Source organism: Morganella sp. Je.2.23, from assembly GCF_051129855.1.
GTDB lineage: Bacteria > Pseudomonadota > Gammaproteobacteria > Enterobacterales > Enterobacteriaceae > Morganella > Morganella sibonii.
In genome coordinates this window covers 1,220,044-1,235,264 of record NZ_JBCPSQ010000001.1, presented here as the reverse complement: position 1 = coordinate 1,235,264, position 15,221 = coordinate 1,220,044, and the positions used below count along the sequence as shown (strand labels likewise).

Below are 15,221 nucleotides of genomic sequence, written 5' to 3'. Positions count from 1 at the left end.
ATGAGCAGGGTTATGGCAGGATGCCTTGTACTTCTTTTCATCAGTTTCTTTGCCCGTGCAGATATGCAGCCGCTGCCGGAACTGAAACGGGAACGGGTTATTGACAGCGCCGGTCTTCTGACCCGCCCGCAATTCGCACAGCTTAACCGGCAGCTCACTGAGTACGAACTGAGCCGCAATGACGGCAGTCAGTTCGTGGTGTTTATTGTGCCGTCAACCGGCGGGGAAAGTATTGAGACCTTTGCACACCGTGCATTCAATACCTGGAAAATCGGCCGCACAGGTCAGAATAACGGGCTGTTGCTGGTTGTGGCTGTTAATGATCGCAATCTGCGCTTTGAAATAGGTTACGGCCTGGAGGGTATTCTGCCGGATGTCTCCGCAGGCCGTATTATCCGTCACCGCATCACCCCTGAATTTAAAAATGGTCATTATTTTACGGGGATTGAAGCAGGTGTGACCGATGCCATTGATATTATCAGCGGAAATGAACCGGGATATATCACATCAGAGACATCCGGAACAGAAGCATTAAAACTCAAACGACTGATGATTATTTATATTCTGACCTTTATTACGGTGTATCTCTGGTCATTATTTATTGGTTCTCCCCGCCGTAAGAAAAGGATAGAAAAGCAGGTTCTTAAAGATATTGAATATCTGAGAGAGGAATACGCGAAATCCAAAAGCAAGAAGAAACGTCAGCCCGGGCGGGCAATACACCTTACTCAGAAACGCCTGACAGCATTTTTGCAATATAAATATATTTATCCGGCGCCGCTCGGCCATACAGTGAGCGTGTTATTTTATTCCGTTCTGATTTTTATAATGACACGGATTCTGGCAGACGGAGATCCTGATCCGGATGCATTATTTATCAGTATAATGATCCTCGTTTTTCTTAATGTATTTGGCTCACTGTTTCTGTGTTTTTTGTTATATGCATTCATTCCGGGATACCGTATTCAGGAAGCGGAAATGCGGAAATTAACCGGTGTTATGGCCGGGGCAGGAGGCGGATACTCATCCGGTTCTGACGGTGGCAGTTACAGCAGCAGCGGCGGTGGTGGTGCTTCGGGGAGTTGGTGACGGGAAATACCGGGCGACTCTTTCTGACCGCCCGGTACCAGGAAAACAGCCTTGTTTATCACATTGCCATCCTGGCGGACTTTAACAACAATACAGTCTGTATAAACAATATAATAGCCTGCATAGTGTTAATAAATGACACTCACTTCCAGCGCGGACTCTTGATAAGAGACGACGCTCCGTGTGTGAACATTTTTTTCTGCCCGGCAAAGTAATGATAGAAACCAGCATTTTTTGCAGTATAAGCAAGATAACGGGTTGCTGTCGTAAAGGAGTCTGCATTTCTCACAGCGTCCAGACTTCCCCGGGCACGTCGTTGTTTGATCGTTTCTTCGGGTTCTCCTCTGCCGGCCTGTAGTTTTTCTGGATCAAGAAGGGCGAGCATAGCATTTAAATCATGATATCCCTCATTTTTTGCCACCCCGATATAGGCCATATCTTCCGTGTCCAGGCGGAGGTGAGACATTTCATGAATCAAAATATGCGCTAAATGGTCAACACCCAGTGTTTCATTTTTTTTGACTTTTTCCAGTACATCAGTATATGAATTTATGTAAATTTTCTCCCCCCGCTGAAATGCCTGCATATTGGCTTCAGCTGCCACAGTCCCCGATTTCTCTCCGGATGCGGTTGTCTTCAGCGGTGAATACCGGACATTTCTTTTCGTATCCAGTTTGTTTATTCCCTCTGACACATTTTTTATTTGTGTCTTCCATATACCCAGTTTTTCTTCTCCCATATGCTGCCCGAAAAATGTCTTATAGATATCTAACGCAACGTCATTATTAGATGTGTTATTTAAAAATTTCTCAGCAGCTGATAATTGTTCCGCAGCTAAATATTTAGCTTCTTTGATATAGGTTCTGCCGATCGCCTGCTGAGATTTTTCCTCAGTTGGTGCAAGTCCGTTCGTATCAAAAAATCTCAGAGGATTATTCCGTACCATCCTGAACAGATTCAGCCCGTCCATTGTTCCCGCAGGATCCGCACTCAGCCATCTTCCCGCCCACGGCTGGTAGTACCGGTAACCATAGTAGTACAGTCCGGTGGCGTCCCGCTCTTTGCCTGAGTAACGCACAGTTTTGTACTCTGCTTCTGCCACGCTGCGGGCGGTCCACACTGCAGTGCCGCCGTACGGGTAGTACTCCTCCATACTGATAATATTTCCCTTACCATCCAGCTCCAGACCGCTGCTGCCGATCAGATTGCTGTAGCTCCAGCGCATCTGGTCATCGCCATTCTCCCGGTGTAAAAGGCGTATCTGCCCCGCGTCCCCCGCGATAATCACCTGCAGGCTCTCCGTTTGCGTATCTCCGGCTTTTATCGTGCGCAGCTCCAGACCCGGCAGATATTGCACCCGCTGTGTCTGTGTGCTGCTGCCTGTTTTCTGCCTGCTGACTTTCAGGATGCGCCGGCTGTCCGCATCATAGCGGTAGATTTCGCTGTCATCTGCATCTCCGTTCCGCACGACCGGCGTCACCTTCAGCAGCTTGTTGCGCGGTGTCCAGTCCAGACGCTGTCCCGGCTGCAGCTGTTTCTGCTGGCCACCGTTGGTGAACAGCGCGTCCACGTCTGCCAGATTTTCCGTCAGGGTGCTCAGTACTCCCCGGTTACTTCGGTTACTTATGGTGATTTTGGTTGTGTAACTGTTGTTTGCCGCCGGTGCGCGGTGGCTTATCTGCGTCAGATTACCGGCTGTATCGTAGGTATACCTGCGGGTATAGTTCGTGTATGCGCTGCTGTCTGCGGGAAGGGGAACGGTCAGAGGCGGTAATCCGCTGCCCTGCTGACCGGCATTTGCCATTTCACGTCCGGTGGCGCTGATCAGCTGGTACAGGCTGTCGTAGGCGTATGTGTTTTCCGGTACTACTTTCTGATTGCGCCAGAAACGGGTCTCTTCGGCGTCATTGGTTACTTTCAGAACGTTACCCACAGGGTCATATTCATAGCGCAGATCCTGCAGTATCTTCAGTCCGGCGGCATGTCCGGCCGGGCGTTCCGTTTTGATGCCGTTCAGGCGTTGCGTTTCCGGTTCGTACGAGTATGTGGTTATCACGCCGTTGCCGTGCTCTTCACGCAGTTTCTGTCCGGCGGCCGAGTACGTCAGGGAAGCCACGATAACCTTCTCCGTTCCCCCCTTCAGCGTCAGCCAGCTGCCCGACAGCAGACCTGCCACATCGTACGCCATCCGCTGCATATTGCCCTGTGCATCGGTGGTGGTCAGTATGGAGCCGGTGGTGTCCGCGGTGGTCAGAGTGGTCCGTGCGTCATTGTCCAGCAGGTTGTTCCATACCGGTACATTTTCTCCCTGCCAGTCAGCCATCGTGTCAGAGTTATCCGCATTCTTCAGCAGCCGCCGGGTGACGGAGAGTGGCACGCCGGTCAGAGCAATGCTGTTTGTCTGCTCCAGTCCCGCGGTGTCGTAATGACTGATAAGCTGACCAGCGAGATTCAGAGCTTTCTCTGCATCCGTATTACCGGCATAGACGAAACGCTCCGTGATACAGGCGGCTCCACCGTTGGTCTGCTCTGTAATACTTAACGGGCGTCCGGCCAGGGATGCATCCTCATACTGCCAGGTGCGGGTTACGGCCTGACGCCGGTCATCAGTACCGTTGTCTGCGGTACCGATGTTATTGACCGCAATAAAGGGGCGTCCGGCAACGTCGTTAAGGCTGACGGTGATACCGTTGTCTGCCCCCTGTGTACGCAGGACGCCTCCGCGCAGATCTGTCCGGTAAGTGAAGTTCGCCAGTCCGGCCTCAGCCAGGCGCGGGTCGGCGCTCTGCGTCAGGAAGCCCCGGGCATCGTACTGATGGCGGGTTATGCGCTCCGTGATGATGTCCGGCGACTCAGGGTGGCGGTGGTACGCGATATTGAGAATGGTCTGACCACGGTTGTTGAGAACCGTGACCGCCGGGGTCTTACTGAACAGTGATGTGTTCATGATATTCTCCTGTTTAGATTAGGCAGCCGTTCAGGCTGCAAAGAAAAGTATACAGTAATCAGGAGAAAGTGTGGGGAAACTACGGGTGTGCAGATTTTATTTTCAGTTATTGCGAACCGGGTGGGATAAACACGGGTTCGTTATCACTTAATGTGAGCCGGAAATGGCGCTGATTTGCGGGGGAACGATTGCGGGCTGCTGCATATAGCTGTATTAACCCGAAATCCCCCGGGGTAAATATCCGGTTCCGGGGGATTTATAAGTTGTCTGGCAGGCCGGCGCTTAATGACTGCGTTTAGCCGCCATATCTCTCAGTGCCGCTTTTTCTTCCGCGGATAAAAAGGCAATTTCCAGTCCGTTGATTTGTGCCTGTTCAATCTCAGTACGGGTCAGACCGGCAGCCGGTGCGGCAACATTGTATTCATGGGCAATCTCAATACCTTCAACTGCCGGGTCATCCGTGTTAATGGTGGCGGCAATGCCATGTGCCAGGAATTGTTTCAGCGGATGAGCGGCCAGCGACGGTACTGTACTGGTCTGAATATTGGACGTCAGGCAGGATTCCATACCGATGCGGTGCTCTGCCAGATAATCCATCAGCGCCGGGTCTTCAATCGCCATCACGCCGTGGCCGATACGCTGTGCACCCAGGTCGCGGATCGCCTGCCAGATACTGGCGGCACCGGCCGCTTCCCCGGCGTGTGCGGTGATTGCCCAGTTTACATCGCGGGCTTTGCGGAAGTGATCGGTAAATAAATCGCCGGGATAACCGGATTCGTCACCGGCAATATCCAGTGCCACAATCCGCTCGTGATGAGCGAGCAGGGCATTCAGTTCTTCATGACAGGCATCAGTACCGAATGTCCGGCTCAGAATACCAATCATATTAATCCGCACCGGATTGTTACGGACTTCAGATGCCACCCCATCCAGAACGGCTTCCACCACGCCTTCAACAGGCAGGTTGTGTTTCATTGCCATATAGTAAGGGGAAAAGCGCAATTCAGCATAATCCAGCCCGGCACTGACAGCATCCTGTACGTTTTCTGCGGCTACGCGGCGGCAGGCGTCCAGGTCGGCCAGTACGGAAACGCCCCAGTCCAGTTTACTCAGAAACTGCACCAGGTCAGGTTCATTGCTCATTACCTGCACATGCGGGCGCAGTGCTTCAGTCTCATAAGCGGGTAGCGGCAGATTGTGCTGACGGGCCAGATCCAGAATGGTGGACAGGCGGATATTGCCGTCCAGATGGCGGTGCAGATCGGTCAGGGGGAGTGAACGGTTAATCATTGCGGAATTCCTCAGATGATAAAAAGCCAGTCTGACGACTGGCTTTTGTCTGATCAACAGATAATAACGGTGTGAAATTACTGTGCAGCAGGTGCCGCAGCAGCATCAGCAGCCGGTTCTTCACCGATAGTCACTTCTTCTGTGACATCACCGTTAGGATCTATTTCAATAGCTTCTTCCTCATAACCTTCGTCGTCACCGCTGTTATCGCTAAGTGCGCCGTACTGGTCATATTTTTCCAGGAATTCAGCAACGGTGTATTTCTTACCGTTGAAATCGATATTGTTGTTGCTGTATTTCAGATCCATGGTGATCGCTTTATCAGTGACTTTCACGATTTCCATCATGGCACCCATGCTGGCCATCTGAGCAACACCCTGTTCACCCTGTTCTTTGGCTTCTTTGGCGCCCATGCCCTGAGACTGCATCGCAACACCAACAAAATCAGTCAGCATTGATTTGGACAGATCCATATTGAAACCGAACTCTTTCACCAGAACCGGCAGGGCTTTTTCAAAGCTTGATGCCTTTTCCAGTGCTTTAAAGCTATCGGCATTCAGTGCATTAAAGGTCACGTTCAGATTGACTTTTGACTCACCGCCGCTGTTTTTCCAGCTCAGAGGTGCGATAGCGAAAGACGGGCTGTATTTGAACAGACCCAGCGCATTGGATTTCATTTTCTCATCCAGTGCTGCCATTTTTTCTTCATCGAAATCTTCGGTGTACATCGATTCAGACATCTTGGTGTACTCTTCGAGAGATGCCATCAGCGTATTTGCTGAAGTTGCATCCAGATCTTTCAGAGAACCTTTCAGGCTGATAGCGCCGAGGTCGATATCACGGTAGCTCAGTGAACCGAGGCTGTAATCAACATCTGCAGTCAGTTTGTTATCTTTGCTGCCGGATGTGCCGTTCATTTTCAGGTCTTTCAGAGAAACGGTGTCGCTGTAATTAACAACCGCTAACTCTTTCAGGCTCAGATTCTGGTCACCCAGGTAGAAATAGCTGTCACCGGATTTGGACACATCGCTGTCGAAAGACAGGCCTTTCAGAACCATGCTTTCGCGCTCACCTTTACGGTAAGTCAGTTCATCGCTGCTGCCTTTGCCTTTAACGTTTTTGAATTCTTTATCGAATTTAACGTTCAGATCAGCACCGGAGAATGCGAGCTCTTCACCGTCTTTCTTATAGTTGATTTTGCTGACAGCAAGATCAATGTCGAAACTCTGGTCGTAGCTGACACGGGTATCGGTAACAACAGGGGATTTACCACCGGTGATTTCAAAGGCCGGCTTGGTGACGTCATTGTTTTCCAGCTCAGTATGGATTGCTGCCATATTTGGCGAGAACACCATGCTCTTCAGCTGAGATAACGGGAAAGGACCGTGATCGATAGTATTCAGAAGAACAACTTCTTCACCGGCACCTGAGGTATCACCGCTTTTTTTCGTTTCTTTGAGGACCAGTTTGACATCTGAGCTGAAAATGCCGCGTGAAAAATCTTTGGCGGTCAGCGTAACAGGGATGTCAGGGTACTTATCCTTGATTAATTTATTCGCTTTGGCGATATAAGCATCGAGGTTTGCTTCAATTGTCTTACCGGTCTGCCATGAAGCCACACCCCATGCGGCGCCTAATGCGACAATAACGCCAACAGCAACTAACGACTTTTTCATAGAGAAATCCATCCTTTATATGCGATTTATTTTGCAGGTTTTCGCACAGTATCAAAATTAACGGGCAGATAAATGGCTGACTGCCCGGAGAAAATTAGAGAAGTTACTTACACGGCATTATAAACGCGGGCAATGATTCCTTCACCATCTATTTTAAACTTTCTTTCTATAGCAGAAAGAAAAACAGATTCACCTGAGATAACTCTTAATTTTTGTATTTCGGTAGTGATAACCGCTTGACCTTCCACACAAAAAAGAATATTAGCACTGTTGTTCTCAATATTCATTTCCTGATTACGCATTTTCATGATTGAAAAAGAAAAGTCATCAACAGGGATCGGGAAAATTTCTGTGTTGTTAATATGTTCCGGTTGCATAAATAAACTTTTTGCGTGTTTCGGTACAAAATCAAGATTATTCAGCAATTCACCGACATCAATATGTTTTTGTGTCAGTCCGGCGCGTAACACATTATCCGAGTTAGCCATCACCTCCAGTGCGGTTCCTTCCAGATAAGCATGCGGTGTGCGGGCATACAGGAACATCGCTTCACCGGGCTTCAGCTCAACAACATTGAGCAGCAGGGGGGTGAAAAGACCATTATCGTCAGAATAAAATTCTGTCATCTTACGGATGGTATCCCACGGTTCACCGCGGCGGCTGTTCAGTGCGGATTTCAGTACGCCGATTGCCCGTTCTTTGGTTTCTCCGCTCATAGAGAGCAGGCGGGTAAATAAAGCAGACAGTTGTTCTTCTGACGGCGAGGCAATAAAGCGTTCGATGGCCGGATGTGCCGGGGCGACTTCACTGAGCAGCTTTGCCATTTCCGCCAGCGGACGAAAAGCATTCATCGCACGGAACGGGGTGAGGGCATAAACCAGCTCAGGCTTATGGTTATCATCCTTATAATTGCGGACTGGCGAATCCAGTGCGATTCCGGCCTCGTTTTCACGGGCAAACCCGGCTTCTGCAGCGGCTTTGTCCGGATGAACCTGTACCGACAGCGGCTGAGCGGCACTCAGTACTTTAAACAGAAACGGCAGCCGGTGAAAACGGCGGTTAATTTCGGTTCCCAGTGCTGACTGCGGATCAGCGGCAATAAAATCATATAAAGAGCAGGTGTTGCCGCGGGTGTCAGTCACTACCGAACTGGCTTTCGGATGTGCGCCCATCCACAATTCTGCCATCGGCTGCTTGTCAGGGTTCGGGTAGCCGTACATTTCTGTCATCGCGGTATGGCTTCCCCAGTCATAAAATTGCACCTGATTCTGCATTTTTAACATAGCAACGCTCTCTTTTTAAACAGTTAACAATAAGGTAGTAACAATAAAGCAATAACTCCGCCCGGATCGCATAATCGGAAATGAAAGTGTGGCAAGATATGCCCGTTTTCAGAGTCTATCTGTAACTTTCGGGATTTGAAATCCATTTTATTTTGTGTGCTAAGGAGAGACTAATGGCAGCCACGCGTATTGAAAAAGACTCAATGGGCCCTATCGATGTTCCTGCGGACAAATTGTGGGGCGCTCAGACTCAACGTTCTTTAGAGCATTTCCGTATTTCAGTTGAAAAAATGCCTGCGGATCTGATTGCTGCGCTGGCTATTACAAAAAAAGCAGCGGCAGCTGTCAACTGTGATCTGGGACTGCTGGCGAAAGAGCGGGCGGATGCAATCATTGCCGCCGCGGATGAAGTTCTTGCCGGTAAACACCCGGAAGAGTTTCCGCTGGCTATCTGGCAGACCGGCTCCGGCACACAAAGTAACATGAATATGAATGAGGTGCTGGCAAACCGTGCCAGTGAAATCCTCGGCGGGCAGCGCGGCGGTGAGCGTATCGTCCACCCGAATGATGATGTGAATAAAAGCCAGAGTTCTAACGACGTATTCCCGACAGCGATGCATGTCGCTGCAGTGATTGCGGTCAGCACTCAGCTGATCCCTGAATTGAAATCTCTGCACCGTGTCCTGGCAGAAAAAGCGGAAGCCTACCGCGATATCGTTAAAATCGGCCGTACTCACTTACAGGACGCCACACCGCTGACATTGGGTCAGGAAATTTCCGGCTGGGCGGCAATGCTGCAATATAACCTGAAACATCTGGAAAACAGCCTGCCGCATCTGAGCGAGCTGGCTCTCGGTGGTACAGCGGTCGGTACCGGCCTGAATACTCATCCGGAGTATGCCGTACGTGTGGCGAAGAAAATCGCTGAACTGTCCGGTCAGCCGTTTGTGACTGCACCGAATAAATTTGAGGCACTGGCCACCTGTGATGCGCTGGTTCATGCCCATGGTGCACTGAAAGGGCTGGCAGCCTCACTGATGAAGATCGCCAATGATGTCCGCTGGCTGGCATCCGGTCCGCGCTGCGGCATCGGTGAAATTGCCATTCCGGAAAACGAACCGGGCAGCTCTATCATGCCGGGTAAAGTGAATCCGACACAGTGTGAAGCGATGACGATGCTGTGCGCGCAGGTGATGGGGAATGATGTGGCGGTCAATATCGGCGGGGCATCCGGTAATTTTGAACTGAATGTGTTCCGTCCGATGGTAGTCCACAACTTCCTGCAATCTGTCCGTCTGCTGGCTGACGGTATGCGCAGCTTTAATGAGCACTGTGCGGTGGGTATTGAACCGAACCGTGAGCGGATCAGTCAGTTGCTGAATGAATCACTGATGCTGGTAACGGCGCTGAATACCCATATCGGCTATGACAAAGCAGCCGAAATCGCGAAAAAAGCCCATAAAGAAGGCCTGACGCTGAAAGCATCCGCAATGAAGCTGGGTTATCTGACTGAAGCGGAATTTGATGCGTGGGTTCGTCCGGAAGAGATGGTCGGCAGCATGAAGTAATCCGTCGTTACGTTACGGGTAGTCCTTACATATAGCAGGAACGGAGCCATGACGGCTCCGTTTTTACATCACTTCCATATATAAATACAGTCTCGGTATCACAGAAATTAATTTTTGTGCTTTCGGCCTGTGACGGATCTTAATATTTTCTGCATCATAATCCGGCAAGACGCCGGTGATCGGTTTTTCATCATTCTCATCACAAAATACAATCAGCGGAGATGCACAGGCGTATTGCACCTGCTTTTGTGCTTCGCTGTACCAGACCCGTGCGATAGGCTGCACTTTTACCGGTCGCTTGATTTTCAGTACCGCATCTTCCGGTACCTGTTTTAATGCGGAAATTTCTTTTGCCAGATATGATTGCCGTTCTTCGCGTGTCAGAGACTGAATGGCGCGCGGATTCTGATATTGCTCCTCCAGTTGAGATAGCAATGTGTTGCGATCGACCTTCTGAATAATATGCTTGTTGGCCCAGCCAAACCGGACAGAAGTGGGGGAGGTGACAGACTGGATTTGCCGGTAGGCATTCAGTGTAATTAATCCCTTTATCTGGTTGTGTACGAACTCAAACCGCTGCGTTTTATCTACGCCGGATGTTTCTGTCACGATAGCAGCCAATAGTTTTTTCAGACGGTTCACTTCAGCAAGTTGTTGCTGTACCGCTTTCCGGTGTGAAGGAGAGAGTGTGATCAGCAGTACACCGGGCAAACGAACGGCAGATTTACTGCTGATTGTCTGGTCATTATCAAAAATAAATAAACGCTGATAGTGGGACAGTGCCAGAGAAACGGCATCCTCACCACTGACAGGAATGACAGAAATGGTGTTGACGGTGTTATTCTCTTCGCCTTTCAGGATCTCCGGCAACTGATAAACTTCAGCGGTACGCGCCGAATCCAGCCGGATAGTTTTGCACAAGGTATTCAGAGCTGATTCCAGTTGATTAAAGCAGTCCGTAAGCGACATTCTTGCGTCATATCTCATACATCACCATTTAGTTACAACATACAAATATGTTTATACCAGATTAGTTCAGCATTGTGCTTTATACAAGAGAATTTTGTCTCGCATGGAAGAAGGGAAGAAAAAGGCGTAATGGTCATGTTATTTGGTTTTTATCGAATATATTTAGCCAGCTCACTAAAACCGAAGAGTCTGTAGAAATGTCTGATCCTGAACAGCCGGGATGACGGGCTGCTGTGGTTATTTGCCACCGGGTTTATTATCACCGTTAACCCACATAAACGTGGGTTAATGGTAAAACTCAGTGAGTATTTATATGAACAACCCTGTTTATTTAAACTGTATAATATAAATGAATAAACAATATTTGTTCATAATGGACAATAATATTGCCGCTGTTATCACAGCATGTGGCAATAGGGCTTATCTTTAGGGCATGAATCGTAAGTATACTGAGCCGATTTTGGTTCCCAGATATCCGGTTCTGGCTCATTATTTTTAGGGTTAGGGAAATAACTGTTAATTATTAATGAACTACTTAAAATAAGTGTCAGCATAAAAATTCCTCATTAATTATATAGTAGATTAATTCCACCAGATCACGGAACAATACTCAGGAGCAACGATATCGCAGGATTCAAATGATTCTGCAGAAGAAAGAAATAATGTACCTGTTAATAAAAGTGCAATCATAATACTCTCTGCTCAGTTGTTATGGAGTGTAAAATCAGCCTTTATACTGAAGGTGCGTTTCTTCGTCTCTTGGTTGTGGCGGAGGTGTGAGCTGTTTATAACTGACAAGAGCCTTTTGCGGAGGCGGCGGAGCCATCCATTCGTGAGCAGGGACGGGGATTATCATCAGGGCAGAACTTAATATCATAGTCAGCATGTTAACCTCGTTTTTCTGTTGATGGAAAAGAGAATGTGTGGAGCACGTATAACTGTAGTCGTATGTGTAAGAGAATTAAATTAACCTGATGAGTTATTTTTAATTTAATATAAATGAAAAACTACGGGACTATTTATATAGATAATGAAAAATAAAGCAGCCACTTCTATGAAATAAAAGTGGCTGAAGATTTTAAAAAATAAATTATGACAAGTTATCAATTTCTTTGGAGATACAACGTAATAATGGTGTTGCAGTACTTCTGATCAAGTTTAATTACAAAGTGAAGTATATTTAACCTTAAAACACAAATAGTATATGCTGAAAAATCAGAATATAAAATTAACCTGTTGAGGTATTTTATATGACATAACAATTAATTATCTGACTATATTTTTATGTATCATGAATGTGCATGTTTGTTCAGATACAGCGCAATCAGGACACCCGTTGCCAGCATAGCAGCGATAAACCAGCCGATGCCATTCCAGTGCCAGTAAGACCAAAAAACGCCCCCCAAAGTACCGGCAATACTGGAGCCGCCATAATAGGAAAACAGATAGAGGGAAGATGCCTGAGCCCTGGCACGTCGTGCACGGCGTCCGACCCAGCTGCTGGTGACAGAATGAGCGGCAAAAAATCCGGTGGTCAGCACCAGCATACCGGCAAGAACAGCCGTCAGTGAGCTGCCGAGAGTGATGAGAATGCCGGCCAGCATCAGAGAAACTGCGCCAATCAATACTTTTCCGTAACCGTATTTACGCGTCAGTGTACCGGCTTTAGAGGCACTGTAAGTTCCTGATAAATAGACGATGGATAGCATGCCGACAACGGCCTGGCTGAAATAATACGGCGGTTCCATCAGCCGGTAACCGATATAATTAAACAGGGTAACAAAGCTGCCCATAATAATAAAACCAATGGCAAACAGCCATGGCAGCCCGTCATCCCGGCAGTGCAGAATCAGGTATTTCCACAGACTCTTCGGTTTTAGCGAACTGGCCCGGAAATGACGTGACGGCGGCAGTAACCGCCAGAATAAAAATGCACCTATCAGGGAAAATGTGCCGAGTACCAGAACGGCAATCCGCCAGCTGGCATAATCCGCAATCACTCCGGTGATCAGGCGTCCGCTCATGCCGCCGATAGAGTTTCCGCTGATATATAATCCCATGGAGAGGGCGACATAGCTGGGATGAATTTCCTCACTGAGATAGGTCATAGCCACAGCTGCAACACCGCTGAGTGATAATCCGACAAGTGAACGGACAATCAGAATACCCGCCCAACTGGTGGTGAAGGCGCTGAGCAGTGTAAAAATGGCGGCGCAGGTCAGGGATATCATCATGACGTTTTTACGGCCGACTGCATCCGACAACGGGCCGGTGATCAACAGTCCGACCGCCATAAATCCGGTGGCAAGTGACAACGATAAACTTGCCTGTGCCGGTGATACAGAAAAATCCTCTGACAATAACGGCAGGATCGGCTGTACAAAATAGAGCAGGGCAAATGTTGCCAGACCGACCATAAAAAAGGAAAGTGTGACACGCAGATACAGTTTGTCGTCACGCTGGATATAGTGCTGTTTTGTCTGATTCTCCTGCACCGGTGAACTCACCCGGCTATCAGTTATCAGTTTATTCTCATCTGTCATACACTTATCTCAGCATCTTGTCATAAAACAAAGCATAAAAAGATGCTGGTGTTTTGTCTAATATATTAATACTCTTGATTGATATGTTTTACGACTCAATGAGGGAATAATGATCGAATTCCGCCATCTGCGCTATTTCATCGCTGTCGCTGAAGAGCTGCATTTCGGCCGGGCGGCAGAGCGTCTTAATATCTCTCAGCCTCCGCTCAGTCAGCAGATTCAGGCACTTGAGAATGCGATACCGGCTAAACTGCTGGCGCGGAACAACCGGAATGTCAGTCTGACGCCTGCCGGGGAAATGTTTTTGCGTGAAGTTTATCAGATTCGTACTCAGGTTGAGGCCGCCGTTGAAAAAGCAGCCAGAATGGATCGCGGGGAACTGGGGGAAGTCTCTGTCGGCTTTACCTCCACGACACCTTTTATGCGTCATATCACCGCCACATTTCGTCAGTATCGTGAAATGTACCCTGATGTGGCTATTCATATGCATCAGATGAATACCAAGCAGCAGATTAATCCGCTGCTGAGCGGCAGGATCGATTTCGGTGTGATGCGCAATACCCAACTGCCGGATAACCTGGTTCATGAACTGCTGTTTAAAGAACGGTTTATGCTGGCAGTGTATGATGATCATCCGCTGATGAAATACCTAAAATCAGGTATTTCCCTGGATATGCTGAGTGGCGTACCATTGGTTTTCTTTGAACGGGATGTGGGCACGGCGCTGTATGATGAAATAATCAATTTGCTGAAAGGTGCAGGTGTCACACCGGTGATTGCCCAGGAAGCCGGTGAGGCAATGACAATTCTGGGATTGGTCTCCGCCGGGTTAGGTGTGTCGCTGGTGACGGAATCATTTACCAGAATGAAAGTCGATGGTGTCCGCTATATTCATTTAGCTGAAAATCAGGCATTTTCTGAAGTCTGGCTGGTGTATCATAAACACAATACACTTTCTCCGGCCGGTCAGCGGCTGATTGCCATGCTGAAAAACAATGTGTTCCGCTGAGCGGATCTGATTATCAGGAGTTCGGATGTTCCGGCGATACCGGTTTCTTACTGCGACTGCATTTCTTTTTCTTTTATATACAGGCACAACAGGTGCTGCGGTATCGCTCAGTCATTTTTATCAGCCGGATGGTTCACGTAAGATCACGGCTGAAAATATTACTGCGCTGACCGGACAGTTTCTGGGTGTACCTTACCGCGCGGGTCAGTTGATCGGCTCACCGCAATCACCGGAAATTCTGGTGGCTGACCTGAACGCCCTCGATTGCTTCACTTTTCTGGATTACACCGAAGCACTGAAACGCAGCCCGAAGAAGCAGGATTTCCGTAACAGACTAATGCACATACGTTATAAAAACGGGGAAGTGAGTTATTATCAGCGCCGTCATTTTATGTCGGACTGGGTCAGTGCACCACAGCCTGTTGCACAGGATATTACCCGGCAACTTTCACCGGATTATCGTGTGACACATAAGATACTGAATCAGAAGAAAAATGGCTCCCGTTATATCGACGATCTCCCGGTCACATCGCGGGATGTTGCCTGGCTGCCGGTTACCGCGCTGACACCTGCCGTGTTTTCTCAGTTGCAGACCGGTGATTATATCGGCATTTATTCTGCCAGCCCCGGGCTGGATGTGTCTCATGCCGGGGTTATTATCCGGACACCAGCCGGACTGTTTTTACGCAATGCATCATCAAAACGGAATGAACAACGGGTGATTGATTCCCCGTTACCGGAATATCTTCATAATAAAAAAGGAATTGTGGTTTATCGTTCCGCTTTTACTCCCTGACTGTGAATTAATTCACAATTTTACGTGAAGCCACTTACTAAGTGTGTATTT

General features: G+C 48.5%; 10 protein-coding genes. 4 read left to right on the top strand and 6 right to left on the bottom strand.

Going from position 1 to position 15,221, the window contains the following annotated elements:
* Nucleotides 1-1,089: a TPM domain-containing protein gene (locus AAZR23_RS05945; protein ID WP_434691255.1), complete on the top strand. Its 1,089-nt coding sequence runs from the start codon at nucleotides 1-3 to the stop codon at nucleotides 1,087-1,089.
* A 142-nt stretch (nucleotides 1,090-1,231) separates the two neighbouring features.
* On the opposite strand, the gene AAZR23_RS05940 is transcribed toward AAZR23_RS05945, so the two are convergent.
* From AAZR23_RS05940 to manA, 4 genes are all read right to left on the bottom strand, one after another.
* The gene (locus AAZR23_RS05940) at nucleotides 1,232-4,036 is read right to left on the bottom strand and encodes an RHS repeat protein (RefSeq protein ID WP_434691252.1); all 2,805 of its coding nucleotides are present in this window, start codon (nucleotides 4,034-4,036) and stop codon (nucleotides 1,232-1,234) included.
* A gap of 282 nt (nucleotides 4,037-4,318) precedes the next feature.
* Nucleotides 4,319-5,326: an adenosine deaminase gene (add, locus tag AAZR23_RS05935; RefSeq protein WP_046893408.1), complete on the bottom strand. Its 1,008-nt coding sequence runs from the start codon at nucleotides 5,324-5,326 to the stop codon at nucleotides 4,319-4,321.
* Nucleotides 5,327-5,403: 77 nt separating this feature from the next.
* Nucleotides 5,404-7,002, bottom strand: a complete 1,599-nt coding sequence (locus tag AAZR23_RS05930; protein ID WP_166707864.1) for a YdgA family protein — start codon at nucleotides 7,000-7,002, stop codon at nucleotides 5,404-5,406.
* A 107-nt stretch (nucleotides 7,003-7,109) separates the two neighbouring features.
* On the bottom strand, nucleotides 7,110-8,285 hold the full coding sequence (manA, locus tag AAZR23_RS05925) for a mannose-6-phosphate isomerase (protein WP_434691248.1): 1,176 nt from the start codon (nucleotides 8,283-8,285) through the stop codon (nucleotides 7,110-7,112).
* A 173-nt stretch (nucleotides 8,286-8,458) separates the two neighbouring features.
* Between manA and fumC the strand changes: the two genes are divergently transcribed.
* The gene (fumC, locus tag AAZR23_RS05920; RefSeq protein WP_434691246.1) at nucleotides 8,459-9,853 is read left to right on the top strand and encodes a class II fumarate hydratase; all 1,395 of its coding nucleotides are present in this window, start codon (nucleotides 8,459-8,461) and stop codon (nucleotides 9,851-9,853) included.
* A 63-nt stretch (nucleotides 9,854-9,916) separates the two neighbouring features.
* Here fumC and tus read toward each other — a convergent pair whose 3' ends face one another.
* Both tus and AAZR23_RS05910 read right to left on the bottom strand, forming a co-directional pair.
* The gene (tus, locus tag AAZR23_RS05915) at nucleotides 9,917-10,840 is read right to left on the bottom strand and encodes a DNA replication terminus site-binding protein (protein ID WP_434691243.1); all 924 of its coding nucleotides are present in this window, start codon (nucleotides 10,838-10,840) and stop codon (nucleotides 9,917-9,919) included.
* A gap of 1,271 nt (nucleotides 10,841-12,111) precedes the next feature.
* Complete coding sequence (locus AAZR23_RS05910) at nucleotides 12,112-13,365, bottom strand: MFS transporter (protein WP_434691241.1); 1,254 nt, start codon at nucleotides 13,363-13,365, stop codon at nucleotides 12,112-12,114.
* 106 nt (nucleotides 13,366-13,471) lie between these two features.
* Between AAZR23_RS05910 and AAZR23_RS05905 the strand changes: the two genes are divergently transcribed.
* Both AAZR23_RS05905 and AAZR23_RS05900 read left to right on the top strand, forming a co-directional pair.
* A complete protein-coding gene (locus tag AAZR23_RS05905) occupies nucleotides 13,472-14,374 on the top strand; it encodes a LysR family transcriptional regulator (RefSeq protein ID WP_434692405.1) in 903 nt (300 codons plus the stop codon).
* 25 nt (nucleotides 14,375-14,399) lie between these two features.
* On the top strand, nucleotides 14,400-15,170 hold the full coding sequence (locus tag AAZR23_RS05900) for an N-acetylmuramoyl-L-alanine amidase-like domain-containing protein (RefSeq protein WP_434691238.1): 771 nt from the start codon (nucleotides 14,400-14,402) through the stop codon (nucleotides 15,168-15,170).
* The last annotated feature ends 51 nt before the right edge of the window (nucleotides 15,171-15,221 follow it).

What these genes read in the sequence shown, in the direction of transcription:
- AAZR23_RS05945 (WP_434691255.1), top strand. Translation starts at nt 1, where the DNA reads ATGAGCAGGGTTATGGCAGGATGCCTTGTACTTCTTTTCATCAGTTTC.
- AAZR23_RS05940 (WP_434691252.1), bottom strand. Translation starts at nt 4,036, where the DNA reads ATGAACACATCACTGTTCAGTAAGACCCCGGCGGTCACGGTTCTCAAC.
- add (WP_046893408.1), bottom strand. Translation starts at nt 5,326, where the DNA reads ATGATTAACCGTTCACTCCCCCTGACCGATCTGCACCGCCATCTGGAC.
- AAZR23_RS05930 (WP_166707864.1), bottom strand. Translation starts at nt 7,002, where the DNA reads ATGAAAAAGTCGTTAGTTGCTGTTGGCGTTATTGTCGCATTAGGCGCC.
- manA (WP_434691248.1), bottom strand. Translation starts at nt 8,285, where the DNA reads ATGTTAAAAATGCAGAATCAGGTGCAATTTTATGACTGGGGAAGCCAT.
- fumC (WP_434691246.1), top strand. Translation starts at nt 8,459, where the DNA reads ATGGCAGCCACGCGTATTGAAAAAGACTCAATGGGCCCTATCGATGTT.
- tus (WP_434691243.1), bottom strand. Translation starts at nt 10,840, where the DNA reads ATGAGATATGACGCAAGAATGTCGCTTACGGACTGCTTTAATCAACTG.
- AAZR23_RS05910 (WP_434691241.1), bottom strand. Translation starts at nt 13,365, where the DNA reads ATGACAGATGAGAATAAACTGATAACTGATAGCCGGGTGAGTTCACCG.
- AAZR23_RS05900 (WP_434691238.1), top strand. Translation starts at nt 14,400, where the DNA reads ATGTTCCGGCGATACCGGTTTCTTACTGCGACTGCATTTCTTTTTCTT.